The sequence below is a fragment of the Cytobacillus kochii genome, assembly GCF_020171845.1.
Taxonomy (GTDB): Bacteria; Bacillota; Bacilli; order Bacillales; family Cytobacillaceae; genus Cytobacillus; species Cytobacillus kochii.
Genome location: NZ_JAIVAM010000009.1, coordinates 145,861 through 162,978 on the forward strand (window position 1 = coordinate 145,861; position 17,118 = coordinate 162,978).

The following is a 17,118-nucleotide window of genomic DNA, read 5'->3' on the forward strand; positions in this document are numbered from 1 at the left end:
GAGTGATAGAATGGAACATGGAAATTCAGTCGCCTCACTTGTGATTGTTATCGTGATTGCTTTCTTAGTACCGATTATACTACATCGTCTAAAAATCAACTTTATCCCAGTTGTAGTAGCAGAAATACTAGCAGGATTAATTATTGGGAAAAGTGGATTTAATATAGTACAAGAGGATATGTGGCTTGAAACTTTATCGACATTAGGATTTATCTTCTTAATGTTTCTAAGTGGGCTTGAGATAGATTTTTCCGCATTTTCATCGAAAAAGAAAAAGCACCGATTGGAAAATGGCAAACCTGAACCAAATGCATTTCTCACTGCGAGCATCATTTTCGCCGGTATTTTTATCGTGTCATTAGTTTTATCATATGTATTTGTTTTAGTAGGCTTTATCGATAATGTGTTTCTAATGACATTAATTATATCAACAATCTCACTTGGCGTTGTTGTTCCTACCTTAAAAGAAGGGAACATCATGAATACTAATATCGGGCAAATCATCTTGCTTGTAGCGGTCATTGCCGATTTAGCAACGATGATTCTACTTGCCGTATTTGTTTCAGTAAATGATGGCGGAGAAGGGAATACATGGTTATTATTACTACTATTTGTCGTTGGCGTGATCTTATACTTTGTAGGAAGAAGATATAAAAATAATAACTTCATACAGTCGCTATCAACTGGAACAATACAAATTGGCACGAGGGCTGTTTTTGCACTCATTATTTTCTTAGTAGCTGTTTCAGAATCTGTTGGAGCAGAGAATATCTTAGGAGCATTTTTAGCCGGTGTACTTGTCTCATTATTGGCACCAAACCAAGAACTTGTTCATAAATTAGATTCGTTTGGATACGGCTTTTTAATCCCGATTTTCTTTGTAATGGTAGGTGTTGATTTAGATATTTGGTCACTTTTCGCTGAGCCAATGTTATTAGTGTTTATCCCATTATTATTATTGGCATTGCTCATATCTAAATTAATCCCGGTTTTTTATATGAAGAAATGGTATGATATGAAAACTGTTGTCGCGTCAGGATTTATTTTAACTTCGACGCTTTCATTAGTCATTGCAGCTGCGACCATTGGTCAAAGAATGGGTATGATCTCTGAAGAAATGGGGGGGATGCTAATATTGGTAGCTGTTATCAGTAGCATATTTACACCTATTGTCTTTAAGAAATTATTTCCAAAAGAAACGGTCAAAGAGAAGAAGATTAAAGTTTCCTTCATTGGTGCGAACCAGATTACAATGCCGTTATCAAATGAATTAGCTTCAGATATGTACGAAACAAGTGTTTATCATACAGTTCAGCAAAAAGAGGAACCATTTATTACACCAGCCTTCGAGTTGAATGAACTTCCTGCTTTTTCAATGGAAGCAATAAAAGAAACAGAAATTTTGCAAGCTGATGTTGTTGTGATTACCACTGGAGATGAGGATATTAATCTTGAACTGGCAGAAGCACTGAATGAATCAGGAATTGATCGTGTCATTTGTCGATTAGAAAACCCCATTCTTGAGGAAAAGGCACTAGCTGCTGGTATTGAATCATTTTCAAGTATGTTGTCAACGAAAACTTTATTACGAGCGTTGATCGCTTCTCCGAGTGTAGTGGAAATATTTGAAAATCAAGAAACGACCTTATATGACGTCAAATTACGAAATTCTAAATTTGATGGGATGACAATTAGACGATTTCCATTTGCCGGTGATGTTATATTTGTTCGTATCTTAAGGGGACAAGAAACCATTATACCCCATGGTGATACAGAGCTTTTATTAAACGATCGCTTAATCGTCACCGGTTCTCGGGAATATGTGGAAGAATTGAAGTGGGAATTAGAGCTTCACTAAAAGGGTTAGTTATTTCGAGGTACGAATAGATTCTATAACAGAGTCTATTCGTATTTTTTTATATAACCTCACGCATCACATTCCTATTGAAAGTTGAATGTTTTTCATGTAATATTAGTACTAGGTACTAATAACTTGTATAAATTATAGGGGGATTATGATATGACGATCTCATTAAAAGGGAAAACTTACGTTGTGATGGGCGTAGCGAATAAACGTAGTATTGCCTGGGGAATAGCAAGGTCACTACATACAGCAGGTGCAAACCTCATTTTTACATATGCTGGTGAAAGATTAGAGAAAAGTGTCCGAGATTTAGTAAGTACCCTTGATGGTGCGGAGAACTCACTTGTATTACCTTGTGATGTGACGAATGATGAAGATGTAGAGAATTGTTTTAGACAAATGAAAGAGGCAGTTGGAGAAATTAATGGGATTGCACACTGTATCGCATTTGCCAATAAAGAAGAGCTTCAAGGAGAGTATATGAATACATCTAGGGATGGCTTCTTGTTAGCGCATAATATTAGTTCGTATTCTTTAACAGCTGTTGCTAAAGCAGCAAGACCATTAATGGCTGAAGGCGGTAGCATTGTTACCATGACTTACCTTGGTGGTGAAAGAGCAATTAAAAACTATAATGTAATGGGTGTAGCAAAAGCTTCACTTGATGCAAGTGTTAAATATTTAGCAGTTGACTTAGGAAAAGAGAATATTCGCGTAAATTCTATCTCTGCTGGTCCTATTCGAACTTTGTCAGCAAAAGGTATTGGAGAATTCAATTCCATCTTAAAAGAAATCGAAGAGAATGCGCCATTACAAAGAACAACAACGCCTGAGGAAGTAGGAGATACAGCTGTGTTCTTGTTTAGCGACATGTCAAGAGGTATCACTGGAGAAAATATTCACGTTGATTCTGGTTATCACATTCGCTAATTTAGTATTTGTTAATAAATGAATGGCTAGCATTCATTTAAAATTGCACAATCTATTTCATGCGCACACAACTCGTCAAATATAAGACAAGTTGTGTGCGCATTTTCTATTTTCATAGCACGGTGTGTTGGATTGGAAACGAGACGCGAAATGTCAAGCTAATAATATACATGAAAAAAAAGAATCATGGTAATGTGAGTGTATCTTCGGTTTGCACATATTTTGAAAACGCTCTTAGCTCGGCTTACATCTTTGATTTTGTATTTCAGTGACATGCCAATCCTATTTGCGGTGCTCTCATGTGAGATTTCGCATTTGAGAGCTGTGCAAATGCCATTAGCGGGGCTCTCATGTGAGATTTCGCATTTGAGAGCCGTGCAAATCCCATTAGCAGGGCACTCGTGTGAGGTTTCGTATTTGAGAGCCGTGCCAATCCCATTAGCAGGGCACTCGTGTGAGGTTTCGTATTTGAGAGCTGTGCAAATGCCATTAGCGAGGCACTCGTGTGAGGTTTCGTATTTGAGAGCCGTGCCAATCCCATTAGCGGGGCACTCGTGTGAGGTTTAGCATTTGAGAGCCGTGCCAATCCCATTAGCGTGGCACTCAAGTGAGGTTTCGCATTTGAGAGCCGCGCAAATCCCATTAGCGAGGCACTCATGTAAGATTTCGCATTTGAGAGCCGTGCCAATCCCATTAGCGAGGCACTCGTGTGAGATTTCGTATTTGAAAGCTGTGCAAATCTCATCAGTGAGGCACTCGTGTGAGATTTCGTATTTGAGAGCCGTGCAAATCTCTTTAGCGAGGCACTCATGTGAGGTTTCGCATTTGAGAGCCGTGCAAATCACTTTAGCGAGGCACTCATGTGAGATTTCGCATTTGAGAACCGTGCAAATCCCATTAGCGGGGCACTCATGTGAGATTTCGTATTTGAGAGCTGTGCCAATCCCATTAGCGAGGCACTCGTGTGAGGTTTTGCATTTGAAAGCCATGCAAATCCCATTAGCGAGGCACTCGTGTGAGGTTTCGTATTTGAGAGCTGTGCAAATCCCATTAGCGAGGCACTCAAGTGAGATTTCGCATTTGAGAGCCGTGCAAAACTCAGCTCTCATCATGCCATTTACATTTTGAAAGGCTTCACGCTTAGTTTCTTATTTCTATTATTCTTAATCTAACTTATGACACACTTCTTCACCATTTTCTACTGATCTTTTGGAAAACCTTAAACCGTAGTAACATGTACTGATAATTGATTACTGTTCCATAAGATCTTTTTTCATTATTTTTTTTGATCGATAAAGTATCTTTAAAAATAAGTAGAAATAAGACAATCAGGGATATGAATATAAATGTAGTGTAGTAGGAATCTACATTAAAGCATTTCGTGTCTTCTGGTGAATTCTTTCCTTTCAGTTAGTTAAATGAACGCCCATTTTTATTTCACATATAATATGTTGGAGCTTCGAATTTATTGAAGAGGGACAGGTGAAAGACATGGATACACAAAATAAAAAAAAGAAGCCTTTATTATATGTACAACAATCTAATCTTCCTTCTCCTTCGACATCAATGCAGTCAACTTATTCCAGTAAAAATGAAGTTGAGGAAGAAGAAAAAGAGGTTATCACAAATTCTTCAATAGATGAACAAGGTGAGGTGGAAAAAAAAGAAGAAGATGTACAGCAAGTTTTAGAGGAATACGAGGAAAGTCAGTCAGAAAGTGAGCAAGGATTTAAACGTGTGAAAAGTTTTAAGGATATGAATGTACAGGAAAGGATTGATTATCTCCTTCATTTCCCTAAGCAATTACCTCCTGTACCTTGCTTATTTATAAGTGATGATAAACATATTAGGGGATTTATTGAATTAAAACAAGGCAATGAGTTAATGATTAAAACGTTAAGCGGCAGTATGCAAACCATTCATATTCATAGTATAAAATCGATAAAAATGGTCGGTTTTAGGTAAGTAGACTGTATATAAAAAGCCAGTCGAGTAAACGACTGGCTGATATACAATTAGTCTTCGAAATATTCAACACAATTATCTACTGGTAAATATATATCTTGAATACATTGAACTGCACAGAAGCAATCCAAATCTACAGAGATACAGTTCTCACTAGAACGGAAACCATCTACTTTACAAATTTTAGATAAATCAATGCAGCAACCTTCTGTAATGTCAGCTGTTTCATAGCAACCAGGACTTGTTTCAGTAACTGGTTCTAAAACTCTTAGCGTAGCACATGAATTATCGAATATCTCTTCTACTCTAAAGAAAATTGACGTACAAGAGCAATCATCAACATTTGTTAAAAATGCGTGGAATGGTGAACCATCAGCTGTGCTTAACGTAAATACGCGCGTGTTAGGGCGTCTCACTCTCTTCTTCTTACCACTCTTTGGAGAAATCGCACCAATTGGTTCTAAAAAACAATTAGAGCCGCAATTACAATCTTCATCTTCACGAACTTGATCTTGGATATCTCTTATCGCACGTACGACTTCAGCTACACAGCTGCCGTATTTATTATCCTTTTTGTTACAACCCATATTCTTTTCCTCCTTATTTCATTCTTTGATCTACATTAATAACATATTGATGAAACAGGCTATGGGTTACGGACAAACGCCTTATTTTTTAAAAAAATAGGCATATTTTTTAAAGGAAGGGTGGAGATAGGAATGGATCTTACCTTTTTTGAATTTCTTTTACTCTCATTTGCTTCTTTCCGTCTAACAAGGCTAATCGTTTATGATCAAATCACTGAATTTATAAGAAGGCCATTTATGTCAGAAGTTGATGAAGAGGACGAACATGGGAAAATAGAGACATATATCATTCCAAAAAATAAAGGTATAGCTGGTTTTTTTGGTAAGCTTCTTAGTTGTTATTGGTGCACTGGGATATGGAGTGCGATGATTATATATTTAATGTATGCATATTTCCCTACAATAGGTGTGTTGTTAGTGGTGATTTTGTCAATTAGCGCAATGGCGGCAATTATTGAAGGCGTCATTCAAAAAATGATTATTCAATAAAAATTGGGCTATTGGATTATACGAGCTCTTCCTCACTTGAATATGTTAAAGGTAAAAGGCATATACGATGAAGGAGGGCATTTAAAGATGAACAAAAAAATATATACAAATAAAGAAGCTTTTAAAAAGAGAATTGCAGAATCAGGGGGAAGTAAAAAATCCTCCGGTTGTGGTTGTGGAAAGAAAAAGAAGAAAAGCAATTAATATAAAAAGACGAGCCATTAATAAAAGGTTCGTCTTTTGTTTTTTTTGGATAAGAAATTAACTTTTAGAGAAAATAAAAAAATAATGAAAAAGATAAGGAAGGGACAAGAATGCCAAAATACTTGCTACTACTTATAAGTTTATTTTTAATTACTGGATGTAGTAAACATGATTCTAATGAAGCACCGTTATCACTTATTAAAGCAACAAACCCTACTCCATCATTAATACATAGTGAATCACGGTCAACCGATGAAGATATGCTGCAAAGTATAGAAAAAGATATCGAAAAACAGAAAGAATTGTATGATGCAGCAATTGTAAAGAATGATGATACCGTTTTAATTGCTTACAAAGTAAGACATTTACAAAGATTTCACATGAAAAAAATCGAGAAAGATGTTAAAGGAAAACTAGAAGACAAATATCCTGATGTTAAATTTATTGTTTCAAGTGATTTTAAGATTTTTCTTGAAGTGGTCGAATTACATGAACAAATGAAGAATCCAAATTTTAGTGCAAAAAAAGCCGAAAAAAAGTTTGAGAAAATAGTAAAGTTGAAAAAAGAATTAACATAGGAAGGTGAGTAAGGATGTGTGCTAAACCAAAAAAAACGCCTGACCAAGAGCAATATGATCAATTAGAAAAAAAATATGAAACGAAGCGACCAGTTTTGAAAAATTGTCTTCGGGCATTTTGGGTTGGAGGATTATTCTGCATAGTAGGACAAGCGATTTCATATTTTTATATCTATTTCTTTAATTTCACAGAGCAAACAGCAAGTAATCCTACTGTAGCTACTATGATATTTATTGCGATGCTTTTAACTGGATTTGGTGTTTATGACAGACTTGGTCAATTCGCAGGAGCAGGTAGTGCTGTGCCAGTAACCGGTTTTGGAAATGCGGTTATTTCAGCAGCAATTGAACACCGCACAGAAGGGTTTGTCCTTGGTGTCGGATCAAATATGTTTAAACTCGCAGGTTCGGTTCTCCTGTTTGGAGTATTCTCAGCTTTTGTGGTTGCGTTAATTAAGACTATTTTAATTTATATGGGGGTAATTTAATGCTAAAGGGGAAGCAATCATGGGTTTTTAGTCAACGCCCAGCTATTATTGCTACCGGTGTGACTGGAGGGCCGTTTGAGGCAAATGGTAACTTAGCTGATGACTTTGATCTTCTCCATGAAGATTTATGGATGGGAGAAGATTCATATGAAAAAGCACATCGTGTGCTAATGGAAGGTGCTAGTCGAACGGCATTAAGAAAAGCAGAAATGGAAAAAAAAGATGTGCAATTCTTTCTAGGTGGTGACTTAATTAATCAGATCACCCCGACTAGTCTCAGCGCAAGATCATTGGAAATACCTTACTTCGGTTTGTTTGGTGCATGTTCCACATCAATGGAGGGATTAGCGCTTGGTTCATTTATGATTAATTATGGTGGAGCAAATGCAGTTATAACAGGAGCAGCGAGTCATAATGCTGCTGTTGAAAAGCAATTTCGCTACCCTACAGAGTATGGAGGGCAAAAGCCACCAACTGCTCAATGGACAGTAACAGGTGCTGGTGCAGCACTTCTCGTTCAAAATAATGGAGGAAATGATCCGGTTACGACAGCTGCAACAATCGGTAAAGTTGTTGACATGGGGGTCACTGATCCATTTAATATGGGCGGGGCAATGGCTCCTGCAGCAGCAGATACCATTTATAATCATTTTCAAGACATGCAAATAGAACCCTCTTATTATGACTTAATTGTTACTGGTGATTTAGGAAAAATTGGTCGTGTAACTGCATTGGAATTATTAAAGAATAAGGGGCTTATTATTCCAGATGAACAGTTCCAAGATTGTGGCATACTCATTTATAAAGAAGATCAGCCCGTACAATCAGGCGGAAGCGGTGCAGGTTGTTCTGCATCCGTTTTATATGGTCACCTCTTAAATAGAATGAAAAGAGGAGAGCTAAAAAAGATTTTAATGGTCGCTACAGGAGCCTTATTATCGCCACTTACAGTACAACAAAATGAATCAATTCCATGTATTGCACATGCTGTGGCGATTGAAATGCCATAAAGTTAGGAGGATAAATATATGCTGCCAATGTTTTTTTGGGCTTTTGTTGTTGGAGGCTTATTTTGTGTGATTGGCCAAATTTGTTTTGATGTATTTAAACTGACACCAGGTCATACTTTAAGTGCGCTTGTCGTGTTAGGAGCGATATTGGATGGGGTAGGACTTTACGAGCCATTATTGGATTTTGCTGGTGCTGGTGCATCTGTACCCATAACGAGTTTCGGTAACTCACTTGTGCACGGAGCTTTACAAGAAGCAGAGCAACATGGATTAATTGGCGTTCTAACAGGGATGTTTGAAGTTACGAGCTCAGGTATTTCATCCGCCATCTTGTTTGCTTTTATTGGCGCCCTTATTTTCAAACCAAAAGGATAAGCCTGATTTCAATGAATTAAGGGCCAAGCGGGTACATGCCCATACATTCTCACCTAACTATACATAATGTATAAGGACAAATACATTAGTGAGGTGATCTATATGGGCTTTGGAGGCTATGGCGGCAATTGTGGTTGTGGCGGTTATGGCGGCGGCTACGGTTACGGCGGTGGCGGTGGCGGCTATGCTGGAGGTACTTTCGTTTTAATCGTTGTCCTCTTCATTTTATTAGTCATTGTCGGTGCTAGTTTCTGCTAATTGTCTTTTATTCTTGGGGAGATGCGTAATAATAAATAGCATCTCTTCTTTTTTATAAACTCTCTGAAAGATATTTTTATCACGTTTTTAATTGGGCTACATAAGATAAATGGAGTTCAAGAAGGAGCGTGAGGTAGCGGATGGATAATCATTTTTTTAAGAATATCGAGAAAAAAACAGGCGTGAATATGAAGGATGTATTTGAATTAGCGGGCTCGTTACAAAATGCAAATTTTAAAGATGAAGACACGGTTCGTGGCGTCATTCGCAGGGTGTCGCAAATCGCCAACAAACCAGTATCTCAAGAAATGGAAGACAAAATTGTCGATTCTATTGTAAAAGAAGGTAAGTCTTTAGACTTTAATACAATAAACAAAATGATTAATAAAAAATAATGAGAGTCTAACAAGAATTTTTTATCGAACGATTGATAGCCTGCGTGAGTTGATATACACGCAGGTTTGTTTTTTTATTTACTATATATTTTATTTTTGATATGGGGAAGAAAGCGTGATGGATAGGCTTTCTTCCCTTTTCTATGTTGCAAAAGTGATAAATGTAACTGTTCCTTGGCTCTAGTCATTGCTACATATAATAGTCTTCGTTCTTCTTCTAAACTCTGCTCTGTTCCTGTACGATATTCTTCAAGGGCATAATCGTGGGGAAGGCTACCATCGACTACACTTAAGATATAGACAAAGGGATACTCTAACCCTTTGGCTTTATGGATAGTACTAAAGGTTACAGCGTTCTCAATCGTTTTACTTATTTGCTTCATTTCTTTGATTTTTGCACGCATATGATCCGCATACTCAATAAACTCAAGTAAGGTAGTAAACTTTTTAGCAATTAATTTTAGTTCTTTTAAATCCTCTGAACCTTTATCCATTTTGTTCCCTTCATTACCACGCTTCTTAATAAAATCTTGTATTTGTAGCTCTTTTTCGATTTTTTCAAGTGCTAATAAAGGTGATAGTTGTTTAATTGCTTTAATCGTAGTTACCGTTTTCTTTGCTTTGCTTTGTTGAAAGGCATATTTGCTCTGTACCATAGATAAACATTCAAGTAAGCTGCAATCATGTAAGATACTATTCGCTTTCATATCTTGTAAGTGTGATTGTGTTAAAAAAAGAGCCGGTAAGATATCCTTAAGAGCCTGAGCATCTTCCTCATTAATCGCAAGTCTTAAAAAACTAAGCAGTGTCCGGATAATAAAGCGATCATAAAATGATTCGGCATCTTGCTCTATCTTAAATGGAATATTAGACCTGGTAAATCGTTCAAATAGTGCACGACTTGTTGAATGGGTTCGATAAAGGATAGCAAAATCATTAGGTTGGTGCCCTTGTCTTATTCTCTCTTGAATATCTGTCAAAATCATTAAGGCTTCTTCTTCTTCATCGTAAGGGTAGAAGAGTGTAGGGTATGCTTCGTTTTTAAATTGCGCGACCATGTTTTTTGCTTTTCTTCTTTTGTTTTTTTTGATAACTTGACTTGCAAATGCAGTGATTTCGTGACTGGAGCGATAATTTTGTTGTAATGTAATTTGAAAACTATCATCAAACATCTGTTCAAACTCGGTTAAATAAGATGGATCACTACCTCTAAAAGCATATATAGATTGATCATCATCACCTACTGCACAAATATGCTCACTTTCAGGTACTAGCATTCTAAGTAATTCAAATTGAACTTTATTTACATCTTGGAATTCATCAATTAAGATATATTTAAATCGCTTTTGATACTGTGCTAAGATTTGCGGATTTTTTTTAAATAGCTCATAACAGCTACTGAGCATATCATCAAAATCAAAGGTATTCAATCGCTGTTTCTCTTCTTCATAGGCTTGATACATTTGTTGTACCTTTTCCTCCCATGAATCATTCGCCCTTACATCAGTAGGGGATTGCAACGAGTTTTTCCAAAAGCTAATTAACTGTAAGGCCATATCAAAAGGGAAATCCTTTTCATCAATATGTAGAGCCCTTGCTGATTGTTTGATCATTTGTTCCTTCTGCCAGTTCTTTAAAAGGTAACGGTGGTCCCATTTTTGATTATTATGATCATGAAAAGAAAGAATACGATAGAAAATGCTATGGAAAGTTCCGCAAACCATTTGATTAATATGCTTTGCTGTAACGTATGGATAGGTTTTTATCCGTTGTTTCATTTCGTTAGCTGCCTTAGCTGTAAATGTAACGAGTAGAACAGAACGGGGATCAACTTGATATTCATGGAATAAATAAGCCGTTTTCCCTGTTAATACGCGTGTTTTTCCACTTCCCGCTCCTGCGAGAACAAGTAACGGACCATGACAATACGTAACAGCTCTTTTCTGATCATGATCAAAAGAAATACCGTGCTCTTCAAGTGAACGAAGATACCCCTCAGTAGGACTAGCTTGTGAACCTGTATTTTCTGCAAATGGTGGAATGTTTTCAATACGTACAGGAGTTTTAAAAGGCTTTTCCACTTCTTCGAGAATTGATCGACCTTGAGGTAAACGAAAGCCATTGACTTCTTTTTCTTTCGTTTTTTCTGTTGCTTTCGGAATGACTTCGTCCACATATTCGCACTCTTTTTCATTGCTATGATAAAATTTTGGTTCATCCTGAATGCCTAAATAAAATAAAACGTTTTCACCACAATGGGTACAATAAAGGTTCCCACGTTTTCCTTCTTCATGTATAAATGGATAGTCTGATCGTTTCAGTGTATGTAATTGAATTCGTTCTTGCATTAATCGTGCACTTTTCATCATTTAGCCTCATAACTTAAAAAATTTACTGCATAAAATTAATCATAACAAAGATTTTAGCGCTAAAAAAGAATAAATATGTTTGTTATTAATTGAAAAGGGTTAGTAGTAAAGTAAAGGGGGCAGTGTAATGATTTATCCAATCTCAACCGTTCAAACAGCATACCAACAATATGTGGAGCGAATGTTTATGAATCGAAATCGCTCAATGACTTATAGAAATATTGAAAGGGTGGATCCGTCCCTTGGACAATCAGAAACCAATTATTTATATAAGGACAATAGAAAAAACCATTTATCCTCTTCTATGAAAGATAGAGAAACAAATGGTAAACAAGGAATAAAAGGCAAATACATTGATTATTACGCATAATATTTCAGTAGGTTTGAATATGTAACCCGTCTTCTTTTTCCCAGTCAGCATATAGAATTTCCTTCACATTCGTATACCCTTTCTTTTTTAATTTTTCATCTAGAAATTTGACATCCCAACCGAGAATGTTTAGGTTTTCATGAACAATCTCACCATCTAAAATGATATTAATTGGCACCTTAATCTTCGGATACTTTAATTGCAAGTCCTCAATAGTTGGCGTTGTATATTCAGGCTTTTTCAAGGCGGTAATCGTACCATTTGTCTCTAAGAAGGCATATTCGCATTGTCTTATAGAGAATATATCTTTTGCCCTCAGTAATTCTTGCAGCTGGTTAAGGTCCAAATGATTCTTTTTCAATTGCCCATATTCAATTTTTCCTTTACGAATCACAATGGAAGGACCGCCTTCTAATAATTTTCTTGTTCTTCTGAATTTCTGTGTGATATTTTCTGTAGTAAGAATTAAAATGGTCCAGAGAAGAACAGAGAAGAGCATTTGACTTATCCCTGTATTCTCATCATAAAGTGCATTTCCTACTAGTTCTCCTAAAACGATGGCAGAAATAAAGTCAAAAGGAGTGATTTGGGATATTTGCGACTTTCCAAGAATCTTGGTCATGATGAAAAGGGCAATAAATCCAACAAAGAGAACGAAAGTAATATGTATATATTCATGCATGGGAAACACACCTCTTAAACAAATTTACTGTGACCTTGTTATTGTGTGCTCTTCCCCATTTTTTATGATTAAAACGACGATCGGATTTTTATTAAATTTAAGCTTTTACTTTGTTAATGAAGATAAAAAAAGAGATGCGGAATGCACCTCTTTTTTTGCATTTAAATTTGTTTCTTCATTGTTCGGTGAGGTATTCCTGCATCAAGGAATTCTTCAGAGATGACTTCGTACCCAATTCGTTCATAAAAGGGAATCGCATGTGTTTGTGCGTGAAGTTTTAAAGCCGGTACACCTTTTTCTTTAGCAAAAGATTCAATGGCATGCATTATTTCTTTGCCGGCTCCTGTTTTTCTGGCATTTTCTTTTACACAAATGCGTTCTACTTTCCCATAGCCATCTACAATTCTAAAACGCCCAGCACCACTAGGTTCATTATCTTTATAAAGGACAAAGTGTGTTGCTTCGTCTTCAAATTGATCGATTTCTTCTTCTAATGGAACATTTTGTTCGTCTACAAATACTTCTTTTCTTACTTGATAAGCTTCTTGCAGCTCTTGCTCGTTTTCTACTATTTTAACGTTCATGTTGTTCATTAACCCTTTCCGAGGCGGAATGTTTCATGTACACTCCAAGATCCGTTTTCTAATTGATATAATAAGTGGAATCGATCAACCGTTTCTTCGTGTTCTACATCAAGCATTTTCAATGAACCATAAACATCAGAATGTTCATCATCGGAAAGTTTTTGTCCAATTGTAATATGAGGGACAAAAGCATATTCTGATTTTTCTCCAACTGTTTGTTCATTGATTTTTTCATGTAGTCGTTCGAGTTCATCTGTTGGGTTAATCTTTAAGTAAATAACGTTATTAACAGGTTGAAATGAACTCACCTTTTTAACGTTCATGTGAAAAGGTTGTTGAACTTTTGCAATTGCATTCAAAGCATCAGTTGTTTGTTTTACTTCTTCTTCTGTAGCTTCAAATGATTTTAATGTTACATGTGGAGGAATCAATGCGTAGTGAGGGTCATATCTTTTCCGATAAGAGTTTGCCAAGTCTTGAATTTTTTTTGACGGAAAAATAACGATTCCATATTTCATAGTTCTACCTCCAAAATAAAATATTTTAAAGAACTTGTCTTATTTTACTATTATAACAAATTTTCAAAAATCATCATATACTAACGAATGGAATTAGAAGAAAAAGACAGTTTGACTAAGAAGTAGCCAAACTGCTGTTTCATTAAAGCATTTGCTTTAGAGCACGTTTTAAATCTGGTTGCCAATATGTCCATGTATGATCGCCATCAAATTCATCATAAAAATAAGGGAAGCCTTTATCCTTTATTAATTGTGAAAGTTCACGATTGGGTGTAAGGAAATCTTGCTCTTTACCGTCAGTTGTTTTGACTGTTGTCTCTCCTGTACCAATGACATGATATATATTTAACAGATGTGTATCTTTAAAGGATTTGACTTCTTCCATTACTTTTTCATTCGCTAATGGCGATTGTAAAATGACTGTCCCAAAAGTATTAGGGTATTGTAAAGCAGTTAAAAGAGATACAGTCGCTCCTAAAGAATCGCCGATCAATGCTCGTCCCATTCCCATTTGGTACGTTGGATATTTTTCGTCAAGGTAAGGTACAAGCTCATGAGCCAAGAATCTGATATAAGCAGCATTTTGTTCACCATCTGGATGATATTTACGACGGCGGTCTTGTACATTTTTATAAGGAATACCAATGATGATTGTATTTTCCATTTCTTTTGCATCAAGCAACTCATCCGCTGTTCTGCCGATTCGTCCTAATTGAAAATAGTCTTTGCCATCTTGAGCAATTAAAATATTATATTTATATAGCGGTGAATAATTGCCCGGTAAGTATACAAGTATTTCTAAATCTTCCCCTAGTACCTCACTTTTAAAAGTAAAGTCCGTGATTGTCCCTTTTGCTGTATTCATAAAGTAGAACTCCTTTGTTAAAATAATAATCCTATATGGGGTTATATTATCACACAGTGTATGAAACTTCATATAGTAAGTCTTCATTTCCTTAATGAAGAAAGATTCACTCAATTAAGTATGTAAGTTTATTTTCCACTTCTATTATATGTAAAGAGTTCTATAATTATAAAACTTCATGAGAATTGAGCAAATACCAGTGAAATCAATTGACAGAAATACGCGTAAATAGTATATTTATAAATGTCTTAAATATATACATAAACGATTCCGTAGCTCAGCTGGGAGAGCGCTACCTTGACAGGGTAGAGGTCGCTGGTTCGAACCCAGTCGGAATCATACTGAAAGTCTTGATGCGTCAAGGCTTTTTTTATGTCTAAATTTTGATGAGTCATACTAATTTGTCATTAAAATAGAGGAATTAAAATATATTCTTCAGTATTAAATAAAACGCAAACGAGTTTCAATAGAAACAAAGAATGAGCAATGAGAAAAGACGCTATAGACCCTTAGAGGAAGAAATGAAATGAGGTAAATCAGGCAGGTTAAATTGCGAGAGTAAAGCAAGTCTTACTGCGAAGAAAGTCGAAAAGTGAGTGGGGTGTAAATTAGTAAAAAAAGCACCTCATTTCGAGGCGCCTATAAATTATGATTCTGTTCCTTTACTCATGTGCAAAGGAGGCGGGATTAACCAACCTTTTTCCTTATTTAATTTTAACATTTTGGCACCAAACTGAGCTTTATTCATATGGAACTGTCCATACATCATTGCGACATCTTCTCTGATTGATTGACCAATTGCCTGACTACATGCAACTAATCCAGCTGCAGTATCAGCGGAGATTGCAGCACTGATTTCAGGGTCAGTAGATCTAGCACCAACAGGAATATCATTTAAATCTGCATTAGGGCGGGCAGGTGGTGCAGGTGGTAACCCGATTCCATTACTTTTTAAAAGCTCTTCTAATTGTTGGTTCTCAGCGCGTAACCCTTTAATAGCTTCTTCTATTAGCTTTTTTAAGTCGTCATCGCCAGCATGGTTCATAAGTGTTTCATAACCAGATATCGTTCCATTATTTGTAAAAAGGTTAGTGAATAGTCCATAAACTTCACCATAATGTAAAGGTTCATCTTTTGGATTTCCGCTTAAAATTCCCATAATTGCACTCCCTATCTTATTAAGTTTCATGATTTTCTCCTTATGTAAGGATTGGCCACGATAGATAGTTTGTGTTTGCAATATATAAATTATTCATGAGTAAAAAAATAGTTAACGCCCTGTTTTTTAAACGAGGCGTTTTTTTAAGCTCTGCTTAATTAGATATAAGAATATAAGTAACAAAGCTCACAATATAAATGATAAAAAATAAGAAAGCGGTTTTGGCGGTTTTAGATTGGAGGTATCCTTTTAAATTACTTTTAAAAATACCTGAAATGAAAATTATAAGCGAAATAACGAAAGCTACAATAGCAATTATAAAGGTGATCTGTTCCATAAATAATCTTCTCCTTTCAAAATAGGTGTCAATAAAAGCTTAGATTGTGGAGGAATTCCACACAATCGAAAGACATTACAAAATATGTATTAGTGTGACAATTTCGTCATATTAAGAAAAAGTGGGTAAATAAATTATGATATTTGCACAGCAGGCAGTAGATTAATCCAAAAGGGTAAAATTTGAAGTTAAAGAAACCTATCTTGCCTAGCTCACCTGTACCTTCTTTGTAGAATTCCTCGGTCAAGGGATAATTAAGTGTGGTGAAATGAAGAGGTTAAGTAGTAGGGGTTATGTTGGAGGAACGACCATGTACTAACTTGATGATGATCATAGGGGGTAAAGAATGTTTTGAGACAAATAATTCTGATGTTTTGGAAGTTGGACGTACGAACAAAACTAAAAAACATAAAAAGACAAATATTGAAGGTCAATAGGTCTATTGTCTAATCTAAATAGACATAAAAAAAGAAGCCTCTGTAAACAAGGCATCTTGGTATTTAGAGTAGGGGGAAAGAGTCTGTATTCACAGTTTGTTTCAAGATACTACTTTTTGTAGTACCAGTAGGATAGAAGTTAACGCCATAGATACAGCCCGAACATATGTAAATGTCCGGGCTTTTTGATTTATTGATCTCGATTTTCTCTATCTTCTTCTTTTATATCAGATAAATCATTTTCTTCAGCGAATTCTGTAGAGTAACTCACTTGTCTTCCATCAATAACACGATTATCGACGTCTCTGTCTTCTTCTTCTGTCATTGGTGCAAAGAGAAGAGATAGGCAAATGAGGCCGCTAATTCCGACTAATGTATAGACAATTCGAGAGAGGATGGCATCTTGGCCTCCGAAAATCGTTGCAACTAAATCAAATTGGAATAATCCAATAAGTCCCCAGTTAATCGCGCCAATAATAACAAGCGCTAAAGCGATGCGTTGTAATGTTTTCATTGTATGATCTCCTTATTCTAATTTTTATTACATCTATATTTTTTGATAACAGGATTTTTTTATACACGAAGACATTTGTGTCTATTTGATATTTCTTACTAATTATGGTACTGTTAGAATAATCAAAAAATAATGATAGC

Annotated in this window: 19 protein-coding genes and 1 tRNA gene; 12 read left to right on the forward strand and 8 right to left on the reverse strand. The window is 35.9% G+C overall.

Annotated features, from left to right (window positions below):
• Positions 1–10 precede the first annotated feature (10 nt).
• The 3 genes from LCM23_RS15455 (at position 11) to LCM23_RS15465 (ending at position 4,759) form a co-directional block, all read left to right on the forward strand.
• Positions 11–1,858: a monovalent cation:proton antiporter family protein gene (locus tag LCM23_RS15455; RefSeq protein ID WP_224937759.1), complete on the forward strand. Its 1,848-nt coding sequence runs from the start codon at positions 11–13 to the stop codon at positions 1,856–1,858.
• 162 nt (positions 1,859–2,020) lie between these two features.
• Positions 2,021–2,794 carry an enoyl-ACP reductase FabI gene (fabI, locus tag LCM23_RS15460; protein ID WP_224937760.1) on the forward strand — a complete coding sequence of 258 codons (774 nt, stop codon included), beginning with the start codon at positions 2,021–2,023 and terminating at the stop codon, positions 2,792–2,794.
• Positions 2,795–4,285: 1,491 nt separating this feature from the next.
• A complete protein-coding gene (locus tag LCM23_RS15465; RefSeq protein ID WP_224937761.1) occupies positions 4,286–4,759 on the forward strand; it encodes a CotO family spore coat protein in 474 nt (157 codons plus the stop codon).
• 50 nt (positions 4,760–4,809) lie between these two features.
• On the opposite strand, the gene LCM23_RS15470 is transcribed toward LCM23_RS15465, so the two are convergent.
• The gene (locus tag LCM23_RS15470; protein WP_224937762.1) at positions 4,810–5,346 is read right to left on the reverse strand and encodes a CotY/CotZ family spore coat protein; all 537 of its coding nucleotides are present in this window, start codon (positions 5,344–5,346) and stop codon (positions 4,810–4,812) included.
• Between the two features lie 132 nt (positions 5,347–5,478).
• Between LCM23_RS15470 and LCM23_RS15475 the strand changes: the two genes are divergently transcribed.
• From LCM23_RS15475 to LCM23_RS15505, 7 genes are all read left to right on the forward strand, one after another.
• Positions 5,479–5,835 (forward strand): DUF1360 domain-containing protein, encoded by a 357-nt coding sequence (locus LCM23_RS15475; protein WP_224937763.1) that lies wholly within the window; start codon positions 5,479–5,481, stop codon positions 5,833–5,835.
• A gap of 314 nt (positions 5,836–6,149) precedes the next feature.
• A complete protein-coding gene (locus LCM23_RS15480; RefSeq protein ID WP_224937764.1) occupies positions 6,150–6,617 on the forward strand; it encodes a YhcN/YlaJ family sporulation lipoprotein in 468 nt (155 codons plus the stop codon).
• A gap of 14 nt (positions 6,618–6,631) precedes the next feature.
• On the forward strand, positions 6,632–7,105 hold the full coding sequence (gene spoVAC, locus LCM23_RS15485; RefSeq protein ID WP_095369776.1) for a stage V sporulation protein AC: 474 nt from the start codon (positions 6,632–6,634) through the stop codon (positions 7,103–7,105).
• A complete protein-coding gene (gene spoVAD / locus LCM23_RS15490) occupies positions 7,105–8,115 on the forward strand; it encodes a stage V sporulation protein AD (RefSeq protein WP_224937765.1) in 1,011 nt (336 codons plus the stop codon). Before spoVAC ends, spoVAD begins: the two co-directional genes overlap by 1 nt.
• An 18-nt stretch (positions 8,116–8,133) precedes the next feature.
• Positions 8,134–8,490 carry a stage V sporulation protein AE gene (spoVAE, locus tag LCM23_RS15495; protein ID WP_095369774.1) on the forward strand — a complete coding sequence of 119 codons (357 nt, stop codon included), beginning with the start codon at positions 8,134–8,136 and terminating at the stop codon, positions 8,488–8,490.
• A 102-nt stretch (positions 8,491–8,592) separates the two neighbouring features.
• Complete coding sequence (locus tag LCM23_RS15500; protein WP_224937766.1) at positions 8,593–8,748, forward strand: YjcZ family sporulation protein; 156 nt, start codon at positions 8,593–8,595, stop codon at positions 8,746–8,748.
• Positions 8,749–8,888: 140 nt separating this feature from the next.
• Complete coding sequence (locus LCM23_RS15505; protein ID WP_095369772.1) at positions 8,889–9,143, forward strand: stage VI sporulation protein F; 255 nt, start codon at positions 8,889–8,891, stop codon at positions 9,141–9,143.
• Between the two features lie 74 nt (positions 9,144–9,217).
• Here the strand turns inward: LCM23_RS15505 and LCM23_RS15510 are convergent, their stop codons facing one another.
• Complete coding sequence (locus LCM23_RS15510) at positions 9,218–11,509, reverse strand: ATP-dependent helicase (RefSeq protein WP_224937767.1); 2,292 nt, start codon at positions 11,507–11,509, stop codon at positions 9,218–9,220.
• 130 nt (positions 11,510–11,639) lie between these two features.
• On the opposite strand from LCM23_RS15510, the gene LCM23_RS15515 reads away from it, so the two are divergent.
• Positions 11,640–11,882, forward strand: a complete 243-nt coding sequence (locus tag LCM23_RS15515; RefSeq protein WP_224937768.1) for a hypothetical protein — start codon at positions 11,640–11,642, stop codon at positions 11,880–11,882.
• A gap of 4 nt (positions 11,883–11,886) precedes the next feature.
• Here LCM23_RS15515 and LCM23_RS15520 read toward each other — a convergent pair whose 3' ends face one another.
• From LCM23_RS15520 to LCM23_RS15535, 4 genes are all read right to left on the reverse strand, one after another.
• Positions 11,887–12,564, reverse strand: a complete 678-nt coding sequence (locus LCM23_RS15520; RefSeq protein ID WP_224937769.1) for a DUF421 domain-containing protein — start codon at positions 12,562–12,564, stop codon at positions 11,887–11,889.
• Between the two features lie 161 nt (positions 12,565–12,725).
• Complete coding sequence (locus LCM23_RS15525; protein ID WP_224937770.1) at positions 12,726–13,148, reverse strand: GNAT family N-acetyltransferase; 423 nt, start codon at positions 13,146–13,148, stop codon at positions 12,726–12,728.
• A gap of 8 nt (positions 13,149–13,156) precedes the next feature.
• Complete coding sequence (locus LCM23_RS15530) at positions 13,157–13,666, reverse strand: YjcG family protein (protein WP_095369768.1); 510 nt, start codon at positions 13,664–13,666, stop codon at positions 13,157–13,159.
• Positions 13,667–13,808: 142 nt separating this feature from the next.
• A complete protein-coding gene (locus tag LCM23_RS15535) occupies positions 13,809–14,531 on the reverse strand; it encodes an alpha/beta hydrolase (RefSeq protein ID WP_224937771.1) in 723 nt (240 codons plus the stop codon).
• A gap of 266 nt (positions 14,532–14,797) precedes the next feature.
• On the opposite strand from LCM23_RS15535, the gene LCM23_RS15540 reads away from it, so the two are divergent.
• A tRNA-Val gene (locus LCM23_RS15540) sits at positions 14,798–14,870 on the forward strand.
• 307 nt (positions 14,871–15,177) lie between these two features.
• Here LCM23_RS15540 and LCM23_RS15545 read toward each other — a convergent pair.
• Positions 15,178–15,690: a DUF3231 family protein gene (locus LCM23_RS15545; RefSeq protein WP_095373485.1), complete on the reverse strand. Its 513-nt coding sequence runs from the start codon at positions 15,688–15,690 to the stop codon at positions 15,178–15,180.
• A gap of 964 nt (positions 15,691–16,654) precedes the next feature.
• A complete protein-coding gene (locus LCM23_RS15550; RefSeq protein ID WP_095369765.1) occupies positions 16,655–16,978 on the reverse strand; it encodes a DUF378 domain-containing protein in 324 nt (107 codons plus the stop codon).
• Positions 16,979–17,118: the final 140 nt, after the last annotated feature.

Bases quoted from the DNA above. Each gene is read 5' to 3' on its own strand.
- LCM23_RS15455 (WP_224937759.1), top strand. From the start codon at position 11: ATGGAACATGGAAATTCAGTCGCCTCACTTGTGATTGTTATCGTGATT.
- fabI (WP_224937760.1), top strand. From the start codon at position 2,021: ATGACGATCTCATTAAAAGGGAAAACTTACGTTGTGATGGGCGTAGCG.
- LCM23_RS15465 (WP_224937761.1), top strand. From the start codon at position 4,286: ATGGATACACAAAATAAAAAAAAGAAGCCTTTATTATATGTACAACAA.
- LCM23_RS15470 (WP_224937762.1), bottom strand. From the start codon at position 5,346: ATGGGTTGTAACAAAAAGGATAATAAATACGGCAGCTGTGTAGCTGAA.
- LCM23_RS15475 (WP_224937763.1), top strand. From the start codon at position 5,479: ATGGATCTTACCTTTTTTGAATTTCTTTTACTCTCATTTGCTTCTTTC.
- LCM23_RS15480 (WP_224937764.1), top strand. From the start codon at position 6,150: ATGCCAAAATACTTGCTACTACTTATAAGTTTATTTTTAATTACTGGA.
- spoVAC (WP_095369776.1), top strand. From the start codon at position 6,632: ATGTGTGCTAAACCAAAAAAAACGCCTGACCAAGAGCAATATGATCAA.
- spoVAD (WP_224937765.1), top strand. From the start codon at position 7,105: ATGCTAAAGGGGAAGCAATCATGGGTTTTTAGTCAACGCCCAGCTATT.
- spoVAE (WP_095369774.1), top strand. From the start codon at position 8,134: ATGCTGCCAATGTTTTTTTGGGCTTTTGTTGTTGGAGGCTTATTTTGT.
- LCM23_RS15500 (WP_224937766.1), top strand. From the start codon at position 8,593: ATGGGCTTTGGAGGCTATGGCGGCAATTGTGGTTGTGGCGGTTATGGC.
- LCM23_RS15505 (WP_095369772.1), top strand. From the start codon at position 8,889: ATGGATAATCATTTTTTTAAGAATATCGAGAAAAAAACAGGCGTGAAT.
- LCM23_RS15510 (WP_224937767.1), bottom strand. From the start codon at position 11,509: ATGAAAAGTGCACGATTAATGCAAGAACGAATTCAATTACATACACTG.
- LCM23_RS15515 (WP_224937768.1), top strand. From the start codon at position 11,640: ATGATTTATCCAATCTCAACCGTTCAAACAGCATACCAACAATATGTG.
- LCM23_RS15520 (WP_224937769.1), bottom strand. From the start codon at position 12,564: ATGCATGAATATATACATATTACTTTCGTTCTCTTTGTTGGATTTATT.
- LCM23_RS15525 (WP_224937770.1), bottom strand. From the start codon at position 13,148: ATGAACGTTAAAATAGTAGAAAACGAGCAAGAGCTGCAAGAAGCTTAT.
- LCM23_RS15530 (WP_095369768.1), bottom strand. From the start codon at position 13,666: ATGAAATATGGAATCGTTATTTTTCCGTCAAAAAAAATTCAAGACTTG.
- LCM23_RS15535 (WP_224937771.1), bottom strand. From the start codon at position 14,531: ATGAATACAGCAAAAGGGACAATCACGGACTTTACTTTTAAAAGTGAG.
- LCM23_RS15545 (WP_095373485.1), bottom strand. From the start codon at position 15,690: ATGGGAATTTTAAGCGGAAATCCAAAAGATGAACCTTTACATTATGGT.
- LCM23_RS15550 (WP_095369765.1), bottom strand. From the start codon at position 16,978: ATGAAAACATTACAACGCATCGCTTTAGCGCTTGTTATTATTGGCGCG.